Here is a 17,130-nt window from a genome sequence, read left to right on the forward strand (position 1 = left end):
CTGAAGTGGCAGCTTGTGGCACCGGTATGGCAGAGGTTGTCCGGAATATGCCTATCACTGTCGCCTTAATTTCGAGATTGAGAAAGGATGCCATATTCAAAATAAGACCTTAATTCAAAATTGCCTGTGTTTGAGCCTTAGCCCTTTCGTTCATTTATACCCGGCAAATCGGTGAAGTCTGCACCGCTGTTCCTATTACCGTAAAGCAAAGCCACACAAAATTGCCTAACAGAACCCAAATACTTGACTAGTTACAATATAGGCAGTTACTTTGCTTCCGATAAACGGTAAAGTATGCGCATACAGACCAACAAGTATTCATTTTAACAAGAAACAACAATGAGCAAGAAAATCAAAAACTACGAGAATGACGAAGCGTTCAAGAACTTCAAGTTGGAAGACTATCTGCCTTCCATGAACAGACGTGAGCCGGAACAGGAAGCGACTACGGAAGAGGCTTCACTTTTTCCTTCGTTGAGTGAGCCGGACACATCCGAAGTACAGGCAATGGCATTTGAAGTAACCCAAGCAGACGAGCAGGATGTATGTGAAAATGTAGCCAATGAAAATGCGGAGATGGCTTCGGTTGAAGACGATGCCACAATAGAACGTACTATCGTCAGACGTGTCAGCAGCAAGCAGCGCAGACTGTCTTTGGAGGAGTATCGTAACACCTACCTGCAAGTACCCAAGATTGCCGACCGCAAGCCCGTGTTCGTCAGCCGCGAAGTGCGTGACAGGTTGGATGATATTGTCCGCCGTCTCGGAGGCAGGGACATGAGCGTGTCGGGGCTGGTCGAGAACCTCGCCCGTCAGCATCTTGCCATTATGGGAACGATATTGACCAATGGCGTAAATTGTAGGAATTAAGACAAGACCAACGGAATATTTTCGGGGCTTCTTTCAGAGTTGCCATAAATCACTTTTACGGAGTTCGGAGGGAGCAAGTTTATGTTTCGGTCAGCCCGAAATCCACTTGCCCCGCTCCAAACCTCGCAGGAAAAGCACATCCCGTTGGTCTATACTTCATATAATTATTGTAGATACTGAATAGATTAGATTTTAGAATATTATGAACAGCGAAAAGAGAAAGAACAACGGACGGGAACGTACCAACAAAGGTGGTCGTCCCATCAAGGGTATTGCCGAGAAACTGAAGTACCGTATCACGGTGAAGATGGCAACGGAGGACTATTACCTGTTGAAATCAAAGGCGAAGTCGGCAGGAGTTTCTGCCAGTGAATTTGTCCGAGGCTGCATCACGGAGGGCGGAGTAAAGGAACGGCTCTCGAAAGAACATGGCGATCTTATCCGCAAGCTATGCGGAATGGCGAACAACCTGAACCAGTTGGCAAGAAAGGCAAATGCGGAGGGGTATGTCTCTGTGTTTGTATCCTGCCGCACATTGATGATAGAGATAGACTACCTCGTAAACCGGATACGCTTATGATTGCGAAGATTATGAAAGGTTCGGACTTCAAGGCTGTGGTTTACTATATCTTGAATGATGAGAAAGGCACTCAAATCATAGATGCAGACGGCTTATTTCTGGAAAATAACGACACGATAGCACAAGGATTTATAGGTCAGGCACAGATGAATCCGAGGGTGACAAAGGCTGTCGGGCATATTGCATTGAGTTTCTCCAAGGAAGATGCGCCACGACTGAACAATACGGTCATGGCACAGATAACCCGTGAGTACATGGAGCGGATGGGCATCAAGGATACGCAGTACATCATCGGACGGCACTTCGACAAGGAGCATCCGCATGTGCATATCGCGTTCAACCGTATTGACAATAACGGCAAGACCATTTCCGACCGGAACGACCGTTTTCGTAGCGAGCGCATCTGTAAGGAACTAACCAAGAAATACGGGCTGCACTTCGCCAATGGCAAGGAGCAGGTGAAGATTGACCAGTTGCGTGAACCGGACAAGACGAGGTATGAACTATACAATATTCTCAAAGCGGAGGTCGGCAGGTGCAGGGATTGGAACACCCTGCTTGAACGGGTGAAACGGCAGGGCGTGAAAGTGCAGTTCAAGTACAAAGGGCAGACGGACGATATACAAGGCATCGTGTTCTCGATGAACGGTTACCGTTTCAACGGTTCCAAAGTGGACAGGCAGTTCAGCTATTCCAAGATAAACGCCGCATTAAGGCGTAACAGCTACGAGGAACGGCAGGAACAAGCACGTCCACAACTTATGCAAGCAGAAATAAGCCCGGCTTCAAACAGCAGTGGCGACCTTATCAGCGGTTCTTTAGGCTTGTTCACACCGAGCATTGTACCGGAAGAACAACAGCCTTACGACCCGTATCTGAGAAACAAGAAAAAGAAGAAACAACGTAAAATCAACAGGTAATCATGGCAGATAACAACAATATTTTTATCCTCTTTGAGGAAATCAAAACAGCCTTGAATGGCATCAAAGGTAAAATGGACAAGTTGCCCAATGTGGCAAGCCAACAACAAATTGGAAACGACAAGTCGGATTTATCCCCGATTAAGGAGACGGTAACGGAAACGGCAAAAGTCCAATCCGAAGAGATTAAGGGCTTATTGGAGAAACAATGGAAGGCTTACGCACAGATCTCCTCCCAGACCTTGCAACAACTTGATGCTATCAAGAGATTGCAGGAAGAACAAGGGGAGCAACAAGAGCTGCAACCGCAGGAGCATATCCATAGGCATAGTTTCGACATCAAATCAAGCAAGGTCTTTTCCTTTGTTGTGGGGCTGAGTATGGTATGTACGTTCTCCCTGTGGGGCAATATCGTGCAATGGCAGTCTAAGCGGCAGTATGCCGATGATGCGCTGAAGTTCCGTGCCATCCGCTCTTGGGGCGGATGCAATGCCAATGATGTTCTTTGGTTGAACAAGGTATTTGACATACATCGGGATGAGAAAGCCATCGAGTGGGTGCGGAAACAAGCAGATGGATATGATGCGTACTTGAAAGCCGTTTCCGACAGCATCATGCAGGAAAGTGTCAAATCAAATGCAGGCAGACATGGTAGCAAGTAATCCTCAGAAGTGAAGCCTATGCAGATAGATTCTAAAAATTGCATCGGAATAGGACAGCCATTCCGATGCAATTATATTATACTAACAATATTAGACATTGTTCTTTAGCCATTTTTTAGAAGATTCCGTAAGGCAATATTTTTGCTTTGGATGACTAGGCTGTTCTGGATACAATGGCTCAATGGCACCATCCTTCAACGCAAGAAGGAAATAGTTTTCTCGGAATGATGTACGGTGTTTAAATCCCATATTTGACATGATTTCACTCATAGTCATGTAATCCTCACCCATTGAAAGGATCAATTTTTGAACTTGAACGGAACTTGGTTGGTGGTTGGTCGGTGGTTGAGCGGTACTTCTCCCTGCCGAGTGTCAGACTCTGCTTTATGGGACCGCTTGAACGTGATAGTAACAAAACCTCCATCAGAACACCATGTAGGTGCTTCAACGCCTTGCGTTTTACAGGCATCCATGATACGCCTTGCCCCACTGCACTAATTTTCCAAACAAGCATGAGTAATATTTATCTCAAATTCATATCTATTTTTCAGGAATTATCACTATCTTTGCAGATATAGTCAATTTATTGAGGTAGATATTTAATACAAAATATGAAAACTGATAGGATAAATCGAATAAAAGTTGCGTTAGCCGAACAGAATAAAACTGGAAAATGGTTGGCCGAACAACTTCAAAAGAATGAAGCAACAGTATCTCGGTGGTGCTCAAACACATCACAGCCTAGCTTAGAGGTCCTAACTAGGATTGCAGAGATTCTTAATATGGATAGGAAAGATTTGATAAACAGTAGTAAATAACATTTGCTATTGGGAATATATAAAATTGCATAACAATAATGACAAGCAATACACAAAGAGCACAATTACAAGCTCAAATATGGAAAATAGCTAACGAAGTGCGTGGAGCTGTCGATGGATGGGACTTCAAGCAGTTTGTCTTAGGTACATTGTTTTACCGTTTCATTAGTGAAAATTTTACGAATTACATTGAAGGAGGAGACGAGAGTATTGATTATGCAAATCTGCCAGATAGTATAATCACTCCTGAAATTAAAGACGATGCCATTAAGACTAAAGGATATTTCATATATCCAAGTCAATTGTTTGTAAATATAGCCAAAAACGCAAATAAGAATCCAAATCTGAATACGGATCTTAAAGCCATATTTACAGCCATCGAAGGTTCTGCTGTCGGCTATGATTCAGAAGGTGACATAAAGGGATTGTTTGCGGATTTTGATACGACCAGTACGCGATTGGGTAATACCGTTGAAGACAAGAATAGCCGATTGGCTGCTGTTATAAAAGGTGTTGAGGATCTAAACTTTGGCAACTTTGAAGAAAATCATATTGATTTGTTTGGAGACGCTTACGAGTTTCTAATTCACAACTATGCAGCAAATGCAGGTAAGTCTGGTGGTGAATTTTTCACGCCTCAGTGTGTGTCAAATCTTATAGCTCGTTTAGCTATACATAATCAGAGTACAATCAACAAAATTTATGACCCTGCGGCTGGGTCAGGTTCGTTGTTGTTACAGGCGAAGAAACAATTTGACGAACATATTATCGAAGAGGGTTTCTTTGGTCAAGAGATTAACCATACCACATACAATCTTGCCCGTATGAATATGTTTCTGCATAACATAAACTACGACAAGTTTAATATCGCTTTGGGTAATACCTTGATGGATCCGAAGTTTGGCGATGATAAACCATTTGATGCCATCGTATCTAATCCGCCGTATTCGGTAAATTGGGTTGGTTCGGATGATCCTACACTAATCAACGATGACCGTTTTGCCCCTGCTGGAGTGTTGGCACCTAAGTCAAAAGCGGACTTCGCTTTTGTGTTGCACGCATTGAGCTATCTGTCAAGTAAAGGTAGGGCGGCGATAGTTTGTTTCCCTGGCATTTTCTATCGTGGAGGTGCAGAGCAAAAAATTAGAAAATACTTGGTTGACAACAACTTTGTAGAAACAGTTATTGCATTAGCTCCAAATCTCTTCTACGGGACTACTATTGCTGTAAATATCTTGGTCTTATCAAAGCATAAGACGGATACAAAGACACAATTTATTGATGCTACAAGTAGTGATTTCTTCAGGAAGGAAACAAACAATAATGTTCTTGATGAAGAGCATATAAAAAAGATTTTAGACGTCTTCGACGGTAAAGGGGATATAGAAGCGATTGCAAAATCTGTCGACAACAAACTAATTGCAGAGAATGATTACAATCTTTCGGTAAGCAGCTATGTAGAAGCAAAGGAAACTCGACAAGAAACCAATATAAAAGAACTCAACGAACGTATTCGTAAGATTGTGGTACGAGAGAATGAGTTGAGAAGCGAAATAGATAAAATTATTGCAGAATTGGAGGAGGATGAACTATGAGTAAATTAAAGGAACTGATAGATAAATATTGTCCTAACGGAGTTGAATACAAACCATTGGGCGATAAAGATGTATCAATAATGCAGCGTGGTACATCCTTAACTAAAAAAAATGCGACAGAAGGTATATATCCTGTTATATCTGGTGGTAAAACACCTGCATTCTATTGCAATTTGTCTAATCGAAATGGAGAAACAATAACAGTCGCAGGAAGTGGAGCGGGCGCTGGTTATGTACAGTATTGGAATGAACCAATCTTTGTTTGTGACGCCTTTTCAATTAAAGGAGCAGATGATGTTTTAACCAAATACCTTTATTACTGCTTAGTTAATATGCAGGATAAGATTTATGCTACGAAAAAAGGTGGAGGTGTTCCTCATGTTCATATATCTAGCATAGATAAATTTCTTGTTCCTCTTCCACCACCACCCGTACAAGAGGAGATAGTAAAAATTCTTGACCGCTTCGCGGAATATGCAGCGGAGCTGCAAGCGGAGCTGCAAGCGAGACAAGAACAATATGAATATTACAGAAATAAGTTATTGACCTTCAATAAAATAGGGGGGGGTACACAAAGCGTAATCTGGATAAAGATGAGTGAGATAGGTACATTTATAAGAGGAAAACGATTTGTAAGGACAGACATTGTTAACGATGGCGTCCCTTGTATCCATTATGGTGATATGTATACATATTACGGATTGTATGCAACAAAGAGTAAGGGAATGCTCAGAAAAGAACTTGCTCCCCGAATGAGATATGCTCAAAAAAATGATGTTGTGATTGTTGCCGCAGGAGAAAATAAAGACGATATCGGAATCGGTATGGCTTGGCTTGGAGATGAGCCTGCCGCAGTTCATGATGCTTGTTTCATATTCAAAAGTGATTTATATCCCCAGTATGTTTCTCATTATTTGCGGTCAAAATATTACCACAAGCAGATAGTTAAATATGTATCAGAAGGTAAGATTTGTTCTATCTCAGCAAAAGGTTTAGGGAATACTATTATTCCTATACCTTCTTATGAAGAACAAGTAAGGATTGCCACACTACTAAACAAGTTTGATGAACTTGTTAGCGACCTTTCACAAGGATTACCTGCGGAAATCAAAGCTGTAAAAGAGCAATATGAATATTATAGAAATAAACTACTATCATTTCCAAAGTATAAATTAAGTGCTTGATATGGGAAAAACATTGACTGAAATAGCCCAGACTCTCAAATATGCCAATAAGAAGGTTCAATTGATATATGCCTTCAATGGTGCTGGAAAGACTCGCCTTTCTCGTGAGTTTAAGAAGTTGGTTGCGCCTAGAAACGAAGGTGAAGAACAGGAGGACGAAAAACCGATAAAAGTTCTATACTATAATGCTTTTACCGAAGATTTGTTCTATTGGGATAATGATTTGGATGAGGATAGAAATAGAAAATTAATCATACATCCAAATAGTTTTACAGATTGGATATTCAAAGATCAAGGTCAAGAGTCTAATGTAATTACGCACTTTCAGCATTATACAAATGATAAGCTAACACCATCGTTCAACGAAGACTTTAATGAGATTGTATTCTCGTTAGAACGAGGAGATAACAATAAGATTGACAATATTAAAATCTCTAAAGGTGAAGAAAGTTGCCTGGTTTGGTGTGTATTTTTCAGTTTGATAAAACTGGTTATAGATACATTGAATGAGTCTGAACCTGCAAATCGTGACACTAACCAATTTGATGAATTAGAATATGTATTTATTGATGACCCTGTTAGTTCTTTGGATGAGAATCACCTAATCGAATTGACTGTTAATATTTCTGATTTGATAAAATCAAGTCAGTCGGATGTCAAGTTTATTATCACAACGCATAATCCACTGTTTTATAATGTGCTCTACAATGAGTTAGAACTAAAGAAGAAAAATAAGAAAGGAAACGAGTGCTGCTATCTATTGAATAAAAAAGATGACGGCACATACGAGTTAAACGGGAAACTTGGGGATTCTAACAAAAGTTTTTCATATCATCTTTATTTGAGACAAGTACTTCAAGAAGCTATTGATAGTAATAGTATTCAAAAATATCATTTCATGCTTCTTCGAAATCTGTATGAAAAAACTGCGAACTTTTTAGGTTATCCGCAATGGTCCGACTTGTTGCCTGATGATAAGAAGACATACTATAACAGAATTATTCAATTTACAAGTCATTCTACATTATCAAACGAAGCAGTACCCGAACCAACAGAGCCTGAGAAGCAAACATTGAAATTTCTATTGGGATATCTTGTTGATAATAATTATTATACCGAAGAATAAAATGGCACAATATAACACTATAGCAGAATCAAATAATTTTATAGTACTTGATGACTACGACAAGTGCTATATGGCGAGTGAACCTCTTGCAAGGTACCAAACAGAGGCATCATTAGAGCACGAGTTTATTCAAGATTTAAGGAGTCAAGGGTATGAATATTTACCTGATTTGAATACTCCGGAAGCATTGCTCGCTAATGTCAGAACGCAGCTTCAAGTACTTAACGATGTTGAATTTACTGATAGCGAATGGGCGAGATATGTAGAAGAATATCTTGATAAACCAAGCGATTCTCTCGTCGAGAAAACAAGGAAAATCCAAGATGATTATGTCTATGATTTTATCTTTGATGATGGTCATATTAAAAACATCTATTTGGTAGACAAACAAAATCTATCAAGAAACAAGGTTCAAGTTATAAGGCAGTTTGTACAAGAAGGATCACATCTTAATCGTTATGATGTGACAATCTTGGTTAATGGACTACCTTTGGTTCAAGTTGAGTTGAAGAAGCGAGGTGTGGCGATTAGAGAAGCTTTCAATCAAGTACATCGATATTCAAAAGAGAGTTTTAATGCCAACAACTCGTTATACAAATATATTCAGGTCTTCGTTATATCTAATGGCACAGATAGCCGATATTTTGCAAATACTGTAGAGCGAAGCAAGAATAGTTTTGACTTTACAATGAATTGGGCCAAAGCAAACAACTCATTGATTAAAGATTTGAAGGATTTTACTGCAACATTCTTTCAAAAGAATACTTTGCTGAATGTGATACTGACATATTCAGTATTTGATTCTAATAATACATTGCTGATTATGAGACCATATCAAATTGCAGCAACAGAGAGAATACTTTGGAAAATCAAGAGTTCATATCAGGCAAAGAAATGGTCTACCACAGAAGGTGGTGGATATATTTGGCATACAACAGGTTCAGGTAAGACTCTTACGAGTTTTAAGGCTGCAAGGTTGGCTACTCAACTCGATTTCATAGATAAAGTATTCTTTGTCGTTGATAGAAAAGACCTTGACTATCAAACGATGAAAGAGTATCAGCGATTCTCTCCCGATAGCGTGAATGGTTCAGAAAGTACTGCCGGACTGAAACGAAACATAAATAAAGATGACAATAAGATTATTGTTACCACCATTCAGAAGTTGAATAATCTGATGAAGGGCGAAAATGATTTGCCTATTTATCAGAAACATATAGTCTTTATATTTGATGAAGCACACCGTTCGCAGTTTGGTGAGGCACAGAAACAATTAAAGAAGAAGTTTAAGAAGTACTACCAGTTTGGATTTACAGGAACGCCTATCTTCCCTGAAAATGCACTTGGTTCTGACACTACCGCAAGTGTGTTCGGACGAGAATTACACTCTTATGTTATTACAGATGCTATTCGTGATGAAAAAGTCCTAAAGTTCAAAGTAGATTATAATAATGTAAGACCTCTTTTTAAGAGTATTGAATCGGAAAAAGATGAGAAAAAATTAAGTGCAGCCGAGAACAAATCGGCATTGCTTCACCCTGCACGTATTAAGGAGATTTCTCAATATATATTGGATAATTTCAAGATAAAGACGCATAGGAGTATAGGCACAAATAAGGGCTTTAACGCTATGTTTGCTGTCAGCAGTGTGGATGCTGCCAAGTGCTATTATGAGGAATTGAACAAACTGCAAGAAGGTTCTGAGAAACGATTAAAAATAGCAACAATCTTTTCATTTGCCGCAAATGAAGAGCAGTCGGCGATTGGTGATATTCAGGATGAAAATTTTGAGCCAACAGCAATGGATATTAGTGCTAAGGAGTTCTTGACTAACGCCATCAACGATTATAATGCTATGTTTAAGACAAGTTTTAGCGTTGACAGCAGAGAATTCCAAAACTATTATAGAGATCTTGCTAAGCGAGTAAAGAATAAGGGAATAGACCTTGTAATTGTTGTAGGTATGTTTCTTACAGGATTTGATGCCCCTTCACTAAACACTCTATTTGTTGATAAAAACTTGCGTTATCACGGACTAATTCAGGCTTTCTCTCGTACAAACCGTATTTATGATGCAACTAAAACTTTTGGTAATATTGTTACATTTAGGGATTTAGAGCAACATACCATTGATGCTATAACTCTATTTGGTGATAGTAATACCCGAAATGTTGTGCTTGAAAGAAGTTACAAAGAATATCTGGAGGGATTTAAGGATATTGTTACAGGGGAGGCTCGTAGAGGATATATTGAAGTTGTAAAAGAGTTGAATGAACGATTTCCCAATGTAGATGATATAGAAACAGAGCAAGACAAGAAAGAATTTTCTAAACTCTTTGGTGAATATTTACGAATCGAAAATATATTGCAGAACTATGATGAATATACTCATCTTAAGGCTTTGCAAGCAATAGACCTTGACAATCCTAATGCTGTTGAGGAATTTAAAAATACATATTTTGTAACAGATGGAGATATTAAGGATATGCAACAGGTAGAAATGTTGTCTGAACGGGCCGTTCAGGATTACAAATCTACTTATAACGATATTAGAGATTGGTTAAGACGTGAGCAGAAAGGCTCTGCTGCCGAGAAATCTAAGATTGATTGGGATGATGTTGTTTTTGAAATAGACCTACTCAAGTCTCAAGAAATAAACTTGGATTACATACTGGAATTAATCTTTGAAAAAAACAATAAGACCAAAGATAAGACGGCATTAATCGAAGAAATACGAGGTGTAATTCGTGCAAGTGTTGGCAATAGAGCAAAGGAAAGTCTTATCGTTGATTTTATTAACAATACTGACCTAAACACTATTGCTGATAAGGCTAGTATTATTGAGTCATTCTTTGAATTTGCACAGGGTAAGCAGAAGCAAGAAGCCTCGGAGTTAATAGCATCAGAAAACTTAAAAGAAGAAGAAGCGAAGCGATATATTACAATCTCATTAAAACGCGAGTTCGTTAGTGAGAACGGAACCGACTTTAATAGTATTTTGCCAAAGATGAGCCCATTGAATCCTATGTACTTGACTAAGAAACATAAGGTGTTTCAATTGATTGCAGCTTTCGTTGAGAAGTTTAAGGGAGTAGGAGGAGATATATAGACATGTAATACTAGAATAGATATGAAAGCATTGATTGACGAGGCCAAGCAATATATTCAGAGAGAAGTTCAAAGCAAGAATGATGTATTTATAAAATTGTGCTCTTTGAATTTGCTTAATGCTGCTATTAAAGATAAGGAATACAAAAAAGAATTAAGTTATGGATATATTAAACCTCGCGTATCAAGGTTAGTTAAATTTCTTATATCTCACTTTGAAAATGGATATGCTGATGAGTTATATTATGATGCTCAAGGTCAATGTATGTATATTAGGTGCTATGGCATACAATTCAGTTTTCATAACATTATAGTTACAAATGAGATTAGGACTTTTGCTAATTCTGAGCTAAATAATCCAATTGAATGGGATGGGGTTAGACTGCAACCTATTAGTAAAGATTTGTTTTTGCTGGCAAAAGACATACATTCAAGGAATATAGAAGTGAATCAAATCAACGATGTTTTTAAACATATTATTGAAGATAATTAATTATGGGCAAGACTGTAACCACATACTTAATTGATGGAGATCCCAAAGGAACTCAATACGCATTTATCAGTAATAAGATTTGCCAGATGTTTGTTGTACCACGCTCCAACCTCTCATATCTAAATACGCAAGAGAAGCTGCAGAAGCCTGCATTTTACATCTTGATAGGTGAGGATGAGGCGACAAAACCTCAGGCATATATTGGGGAAACGGAGAATTTCCGTGAGCGAGTGAAAGACCACGACAGCAAGAAAGCATTTTGGCAGAAGGCTCTCATATTTGTGTCAAAAGATGCCGATATGACCAAAGCAGATGTGCAATATTTAGAACACAAGGCAATAGCCGAAGCAAAGAAAGCCAATACGTTTATATTGACCGACAATAAGCAGACACCCAAGGCTCCAAATTTGCCCGAATATCAGCAAGACTCAATGGATGAGTTCTTCGAAGATGTGAAGTTCTTAGCATCGTTCATTGGTTGTAATATCTTCGAGGTATCACAACCAAAGGCTGAACATCTTTTCTATACCAAAGGTCGTGGCTGTGAGGCAAAGGGCTTTTATAATTCCAATGGTTTTACCGTTTTGAAAGGTAGTTTGATAGCCAAGACTATGGTACCATCGTTTAATTGGAAAGAAAAAAGAGAAAATTTATTGCAAGAATATACTACGGTTGAGGACGACAAATTGGTAATGAACTCCGATAAAACTTTCTCAAGCCCAAGTACTGCCGCTGACTTTTGTATAGGTAGCAGTAATAATGGCTGGCTCGTGTGGAAAGATGAAGAAGGTAACACATTGGATTCAGTTTACAGAAAACAGTTGGAATTATGAACAAATATAGAGAACAGTTAAATAGATGTATTCAAGTTGTTGATAGTGTTCGTAATATGATTAATGTACGACGGATTCCTAGTAACGCTATCAGTTATAATGACCTTTATAGTGCTTTATATCAATTAATACCATTAATCCCTGAGGAGTATCATCTATTTAGAGACAGGTTGAGAGATAAGATACTACCTAACTTAAAAACATCGGATCTAATCTCGGTGAATCAATTTGGTCAACAACTAGTAACTCCACAGAATGGTATTAACCCATACTCTTTTGGCGAAGTTATAGCAACTATTACATATTTAAATGGATATGGCAATAACAATTCATCGTCTATTTGGGATAATATACATCCACAAATAATTTCTATTGCTAAAGGTCGTTTTGATGACGGACATTATGCAGATGCAGTAGAAGCTGCATTTAAAGAAATAAACACGCGAGTTAAGAAAATATACAGAGATAGGACATCGGTAGAGAAAGATGGTGCAAAATTAATGCAAGCCGCATTCTCCATTCAGAATCCAATAATTAGACTTGGAGATACATCCACAGAAACAGGTGCTAATATACAACAAGGATATATGGAAATGTTTGTTGGTGCGATGATAGGAATTAGGAATCCTCAAGCCCATAATAACTTACTAGTTTCTAAAGATAAAGCTATTAGAAAACTGCATTTTGCAAGTATGTTAATGTATAAGATTGATGATGAACTCGTTTAGTTATTAGATAGAATTCTTATGACCGAAACTAATCGCATAGAATATAAAAGAGAATTAACTTCCGAACTTGATATTGAGAAGGAGGTTGTGGCATTCCTTAACTACAAGGAGGGCGGATACATCTATATTGGCATTGATAAGGATGGTTCAATTGTGGGTGTGAACAATGTGGATGATTGTATGCTGAGGTTGAAAGACCGCATCAAGCACAACATTTCGCCTTCGGCTATGGGACTGTTTGATATTGCTGAGGAACACAAGGATGGGCGTAGCATTATAAAAGTTACTGTAGCGAGTGGAATTGAAAAGCCATATTTCAAAACAAAATATGGTATGACTCCGCGAGGTGCGTATATACGTGTGGGGACATCGGCAGAGCCTATGCCGCAAGAACAGATTGACCGATTGTTCGCTATACGTACTCGCAATTCCATCGGACGCATTGTATCTAACCGCCAAGATTTGAGTTTTGAGCAGTTGCGTATCTACTACGATGAGCGAGGCAAAAGACTCAATGATAACTTTAAACGCACTTTGGAGTTGCTCACAGATGATGGTAAATACAACTATGTTGCCTATCTATTGGCTGATGAGAACGGCAATTCAATCAAGGTTGCGAAGTATTCAAGCCTTGACCGCTGCGATTTGCTGGAGAACAATGAATATGGCTATTGTTCTCTCATCAAAGCTACTAAAAGTGTGTTATCAAAGTTGGATATTGAAAATAAGGTTGCTGCAACGATAACTCCAATGGAGCGTATTGAAACGCCTTTGTGGAATAAGGTTGCTTTGCGCGAGGCTGTTATTAATGCTATCGTGCATAATGACTATTCGTTTGAAGTTCCGCCCAAGTTTGAGATATTTCCCGACAGACTTGAAATAACCTCAGTAGGTCGTTTGCCTGAATCTCTTACAAAAGAAGAGTTCTTCAACGGCATATCAATCCCCCGTAACAAGGAGTTGATGCGTATCTATCGCGATGTGGAATTGGTAGAGTCGTTAGGTTCTGGCATTCCTCGTATTCTGCGTGCATACGGTGAAGATTGTTTCAAGTTTACAGATAACTTTATTCGTATTACTTTGCCTATTAGTGTGCAAGATGGCACCCAGTCGGTGCCAAGTGAGCAAGTAGGTGTACAAGTTGGTGAACAGGTTAAAATGCTGATACATAGCATAAATAATAGAGAGTTATCTGTGGATGAAATATTGGAAGTGTACAAGTTGCTTTACAAGCAAGTGTACAAGTCAAAATGGTATTTTAAGAAACATACCATTCACCCTTCTATGTTTGACGGCTATGTAGAGATGACATATCCTGATAGCCCTAATCACCCTAAGCAAAAGTATCGTCTTACGACAAAAGGATTACAATTGTTAGATTCTCTCAACCATAACAAATAGATTATATGTATACCGAAGAAGAGGAGTACGGAAACTACAAAAGTTGGCGAGAGGATATGGAATTCATAGATAGATATATGGATAGACTTGACCAATTTTTGAATGGAGAAACTAGGAGGCATAATCAATCATTAGACCAAGATGAACGAACAAAATAAAATCATACTTTATCAAGACGACAACGAAATAACTCGTGTTTCCGTGCGTTTTGCCGATGAAGATTTGTGGCTGACACAAAATCAGTTGGCAGATATATATTGTACTACAAAACAGAATATCAGTCAGCACATAGATAACATCTTAAATGATGGAGAGCTTGACTCAAATCGAACTGTAAAGGATTTCTTGACAGTTCGACAAGAAGGCAAACGCCAAGTTCAGCGCAGCGTGTTGCACTATAACCTCGACATGGTTATAGCTTTGGGCTATCGTGTCCAGTCGCATGTGGCAACTCGTTTCCGTCGTTGGGCTACACAGCGACTTCATGAGTATATCCAGAAAGGATTTGCTATGGATGATGAACGGTTGAAGCAAGGTGGTAACCGCTATTTCCGTGAGTTGCTCCAGCGCATCAGGGATATTCGCAGCAGTGAGCGTAATTTCTATCAGCAGGTCACGGATATTTATGCCACCGCTACGGACTATGACCCACGCGATGAGATGACGAAAATGTTTTTCGCTACCGTGCAGAACAAGCTGCATTATGCCATTCATGAGAATACGGCAGCCGAGGTTATCTACAATCGCGTGGACAATGAAAAGCCGTTTGTGGGTATGACGAACTTCAAGGGTAACTATGTTACTAAGGACGATGTGAAGATAGCCAAAAACTATTTGTCAGAGATTGAACTCCAACGCTTAAACTTGCTTGTTTCCGGTTTCTTGGATTTTGCCGAGTTCCAAGCGTTGGAAATGAACCCTATGACAATGAAAGATTGGATAGAGGCACTGGACAACCAGATTATTGCTCACAAGCGGAAAGTGCTGATTGGCAAGGGAAGTATTTCACATAAACAGGCGATTGAAAAGACTGAAAAGGAGTTCGCCATCTATCGCAAACGCGAAATGAATTTACTTGAAAGTGATTTTGATAGAGAAATCAAGAAATTAAGAGACAATAATGGCAATAGTTCAAAGTAAATCACTACCTTTGCACCAAGAAATCATCCGCTGCAACGATGCGCGAAACGCAGAAGTCCAACGGTGGAGCAATCGGAGGAGTTTGCTGTCAAGCTGATTCTGAAAGTGATGATATACAGCCACTTGTGGATTAATCACGATTCCTGGTGGCACCACTTTTTAAGAAAGCAAAACGATGTAAATCCCTGAATTTCAAAGAAGTTCAGGGATTTTTCTTTTCCAAGAGTAAGCAAAATTAGTGGGATTGAAGCAAACTATACGTCCTTATTCAAGGGACTGTTTTCAAAAGCCCGGAATGTTCCACTTTGAGGTGTTTACTTCATTCTTTTACAGTACGTTGCACTATTTTACATAACAGGGTTCTCGGTTCGATTTCCTAACTTTGTATCATTAAAAATTGAGCCGTATGGAAAGAAAAAGATTCAGCGTGTTATTCTTCATCAAGCGTAGCAAACTGTTAAAAAACGGGGAAGCCCCCGTGCGTGTGCGTGTCACTTATGACCGCCTATACGTGGAACTTCAACTAAAACGGAACGTAAAAGTCCCACTTTGGTCGCAGGAAAAAGAGAAATCGACAGGCAAAGACCGAAATTCTGTCGAACTTAACCATTACATTGACGCCCTGCGTGTGAAATTCTATCAGATTTACCAAGACTTGGAACTGGAGGGAAAGATTATCTCCGCACGTGCCATAGTGAACCGCTATCAGGGAAAGGACGAGACTTTCAAGACATTATGCAATGTGTTCAAGGAGCATAATGACAACTGCCGGAAGTTAATCGGGACGGACTATGCCGATATTACCGTAAGACGTTACGATAATTGCCTTAAATATCTCATGGAACTGGTTAAACGGGACTACAAGGTAGATGATATGCTACTACGTGAGGTAAACGGGGAACTGGTGCGTAAATTCGATTTGTACCTAAAGACGGAGAAACATTGCGCACAAAACACCGTTATCCGGTACATGAAATGCTTCAAGAAAGTGATAAACCTTGCCATTGCCAACGAGTGGCTGACAAAGAACCCGTTTGCCGGAATCAAGTTTCACGAGGTGGAGGTAAACAAACAGTTCCTAAGCCAAGCCGAGATAAACCGGATATGGCAGAAAGAGTTCAGGATTGAACGGCTGGAACTGGTACGGGATGTTTTTATCTTCTGCGTATATACCGGGCTGGCATTCATAGACGTGTATAACTTGCGCCCCGAACACGTTTCAGAGGACAGCAACGGCAACCTGTGGATAGTGAAACCCCGTGAAAAAACAAACAACCTTTGTAACATCCCGCTTTTGAGCATTCCCAAACAGATACTTGAAAAATATAAGGATAACCCCTACTGCATGGATAAAGGAACTTTGTTGCCCGTTCCCTGCAATCAGAAGATGAACAGTTACCTGAAAGAGATTGCCGACCTGTGCGGAATCAAAAAGAACCTGACCACGCATACAGCAAGACATTTTAAATCTCATTCTTCATTGAAAATGAATACCTTGCAAGAACTTATTTCTTGATAGGTAACGATTTAGAAACAAGCAAAGCTCTATATTCCGCTTCATTTTGCATTAACTCAAAAGAACGCTTTCTCATTTGCAAAATTATATAGAAAAATCGAGTTTTTCTACACCGGCACAATAAAAACCGAGGCCAACCCTGAAACTCTGCTTCAT

General features: G+C 39.3%; 15 protein-coding genes and 1 pseudogene. 15 read left to right on the forward strand and 1 reads right to left on the reverse strand.

Annotated elements, in window-relative coordinates:
• Window positions 1–339: 339 nt before the first annotated feature.
• The 4 genes and pseudogenes from M1B78_RS15200 (at window position 340) to M1B78_RS15215 (ending at window position 3,032) form a co-directional block, all read left to right on the forward strand.
• Window positions 340–863, forward strand: a pseudogene (locus M1B78_RS15200) (DUF3408 domain-containing protein).
• A 209-nt stretch (window positions 864–1,072) separates the two neighbouring features.
• Window positions 1,073–1,450: a MobC family plasmid mobilization relaxosome protein gene (locus M1B78_RS15205; protein WP_257941122.1), complete on the forward strand. Its 378-nt coding sequence runs from the start codon at window positions 1,073–1,075 to the stop codon at window positions 1,448–1,450.
• Complete coding sequence (locus M1B78_RS15210; protein WP_257941123.1) at window positions 1,447–2,370, forward strand: relaxase/mobilization nuclease domain-containing protein; 924 nt, start codon at window positions 1,447–1,449, stop codon at window positions 2,368–2,370. The genes M1B78_RS15205 and M1B78_RS15210 overlap by 4 nt, the downstream gene beginning before the upstream one ends.
• Before the next feature lie 2 nt (window positions 2,371–2,372).
• Complete coding sequence (locus tag M1B78_RS15215) at window positions 2,373–3,032, forward strand: hypothetical protein (RefSeq protein WP_257941124.1); 660 nt, start codon at window positions 2,373–2,375, stop codon at window positions 3,030–3,032.
• A gap of 90 nt (window positions 3,033–3,122) precedes the next feature.
• On the opposite strand, the gene M1B78_RS15220 is transcribed toward M1B78_RS15215, so the two are convergent.
• Window positions 3,123–3,335, reverse strand: coding sequence for a Fic family protein (locus tag M1B78_RS15220; protein ID WP_346015122.1), 213 nt, complete (start codon window positions 3,333–3,335; stop codon window positions 3,123–3,125).
• A 308-nt stretch (window positions 3,336–3,643) separates the two neighbouring features.
• Between M1B78_RS15220 and M1B78_RS15225 the strand changes: the two genes are divergently transcribed.
• The 11 genes from M1B78_RS15225 (at window position 3,644) to M1B78_RS15275 (ending at window position 16,974) form a co-directional block, all read left to right on the forward strand.
• On the forward strand, window positions 3,644–3,850 hold the full coding sequence (locus tag M1B78_RS15225) for a helix-turn-helix transcriptional regulator (RefSeq protein WP_257941126.1): 207 nt from the start codon (window positions 3,644–3,646) through the stop codon (window positions 3,848–3,850).
• A 38-nt stretch (window positions 3,851–3,888) separates the two neighbouring features.
• Window positions 3,889–5,445: a type I restriction-modification system subunit M gene (locus tag M1B78_RS15230; RefSeq protein ID WP_257941127.1), complete on the forward strand. Its 1,557-nt coding sequence runs from the start codon at window positions 3,889–3,891 to the stop codon at window positions 5,443–5,445.
• Entirely contained in the window at window positions 5,442–6,629 is a 1,188-nt protein-coding gene (locus M1B78_RS15235) for a restriction endonuclease subunit S (RefSeq protein WP_257941128.1), read from the forward strand. The genes M1B78_RS15230 and M1B78_RS15235 overlap by 4 nt, the downstream gene beginning before the upstream one ends.
• A gap of 1 nt (window position 6,630) precedes the next feature.
• The gene (locus M1B78_RS15240) at window positions 6,631–7,755 is read left to right on the forward strand and encodes an AAA family ATPase (RefSeq protein WP_257941129.1); all 1,125 of its coding nucleotides are present in this window, start codon (window positions 6,631–6,633) and stop codon (window positions 7,753–7,755) included.
• A 1-nt stretch (window position 7,756) separates the two neighbouring features.
• The gene (locus tag M1B78_RS15245) at window positions 7,757–10,864 is read left to right on the forward strand and encodes a type I restriction endonuclease subunit R (RefSeq protein ID WP_257941130.1); all 3,108 of its coding nucleotides are present in this window, start codon (window positions 7,757–7,759) and stop codon (window positions 10,862–10,864) included.
• Between the two features lie 21 nt (window positions 10,865–10,885).
• Complete coding sequence (locus M1B78_RS15250; RefSeq protein ID WP_257941131.1) at window positions 10,886–11,356, forward strand: hypothetical protein; 471 nt, start codon at window positions 10,886–10,888, stop codon at window positions 11,354–11,356.
• Between the two features lie 2 nt (window positions 11,357–11,358).
• Window positions 11,359–12,189 carry a GIY-YIG nuclease family protein gene (locus tag M1B78_RS15255; protein WP_257941132.1) on the forward strand — a complete coding sequence of 277 codons (831 nt, stop codon included), beginning with the start codon at window positions 11,359–11,361 and terminating at the stop codon, window positions 12,187–12,189.
• The gene (locus M1B78_RS15260; RefSeq protein ID WP_257941133.1) at window positions 12,186–12,917 is read left to right on the forward strand and encodes a TIGR02391 family protein; all 732 of its coding nucleotides are present in this window, start codon (window positions 12,186–12,188) and stop codon (window positions 12,915–12,917) included. The genes M1B78_RS15255 and M1B78_RS15260 overlap by 4 nt, the downstream gene beginning before the upstream one ends.
• A gap of 18 nt (window positions 12,918–12,935) precedes the next feature.
• Window positions 12,936–14,318: an RNA-binding domain-containing protein gene (locus M1B78_RS15265; RefSeq protein WP_257941134.1), complete on the forward strand. Its 1,383-nt coding sequence runs from the start codon at window positions 12,936–12,938 to the stop codon at window positions 14,316–14,318.
• A gap of 141 nt (window positions 14,319–14,459) precedes the next feature.
• The gene (locus M1B78_RS15270; protein WP_257941135.1) at window positions 14,460–15,458 is read left to right on the forward strand and encodes a virulence RhuM family protein; all 999 of its coding nucleotides are present in this window, start codon (window positions 14,460–14,462) and stop codon (window positions 15,456–15,458) included.
• A gap of 406 nt (window positions 15,459–15,864) precedes the next feature.
• Window positions 15,865–16,974 (forward strand): site-specific integrase, encoded by a 1,110-nt coding sequence (locus tag M1B78_RS15275; protein WP_257941136.1) that lies wholly within the window; start codon window positions 15,865–15,867, stop codon window positions 16,972–16,974.
• The last annotated feature ends 156 nt before the right edge of the window (window positions 16,975–17,130 follow it).

Origin of the sequence: Bacteroides muris (ex Fokt et al. 2023), assembly GCF_024704895.1 — a bacterium.
GTDB lineage: Bacteria > Bacteroidota > Bacteroidia > Bacteroidales > Bacteroidaceae > Bacteroides > Bacteroides muris.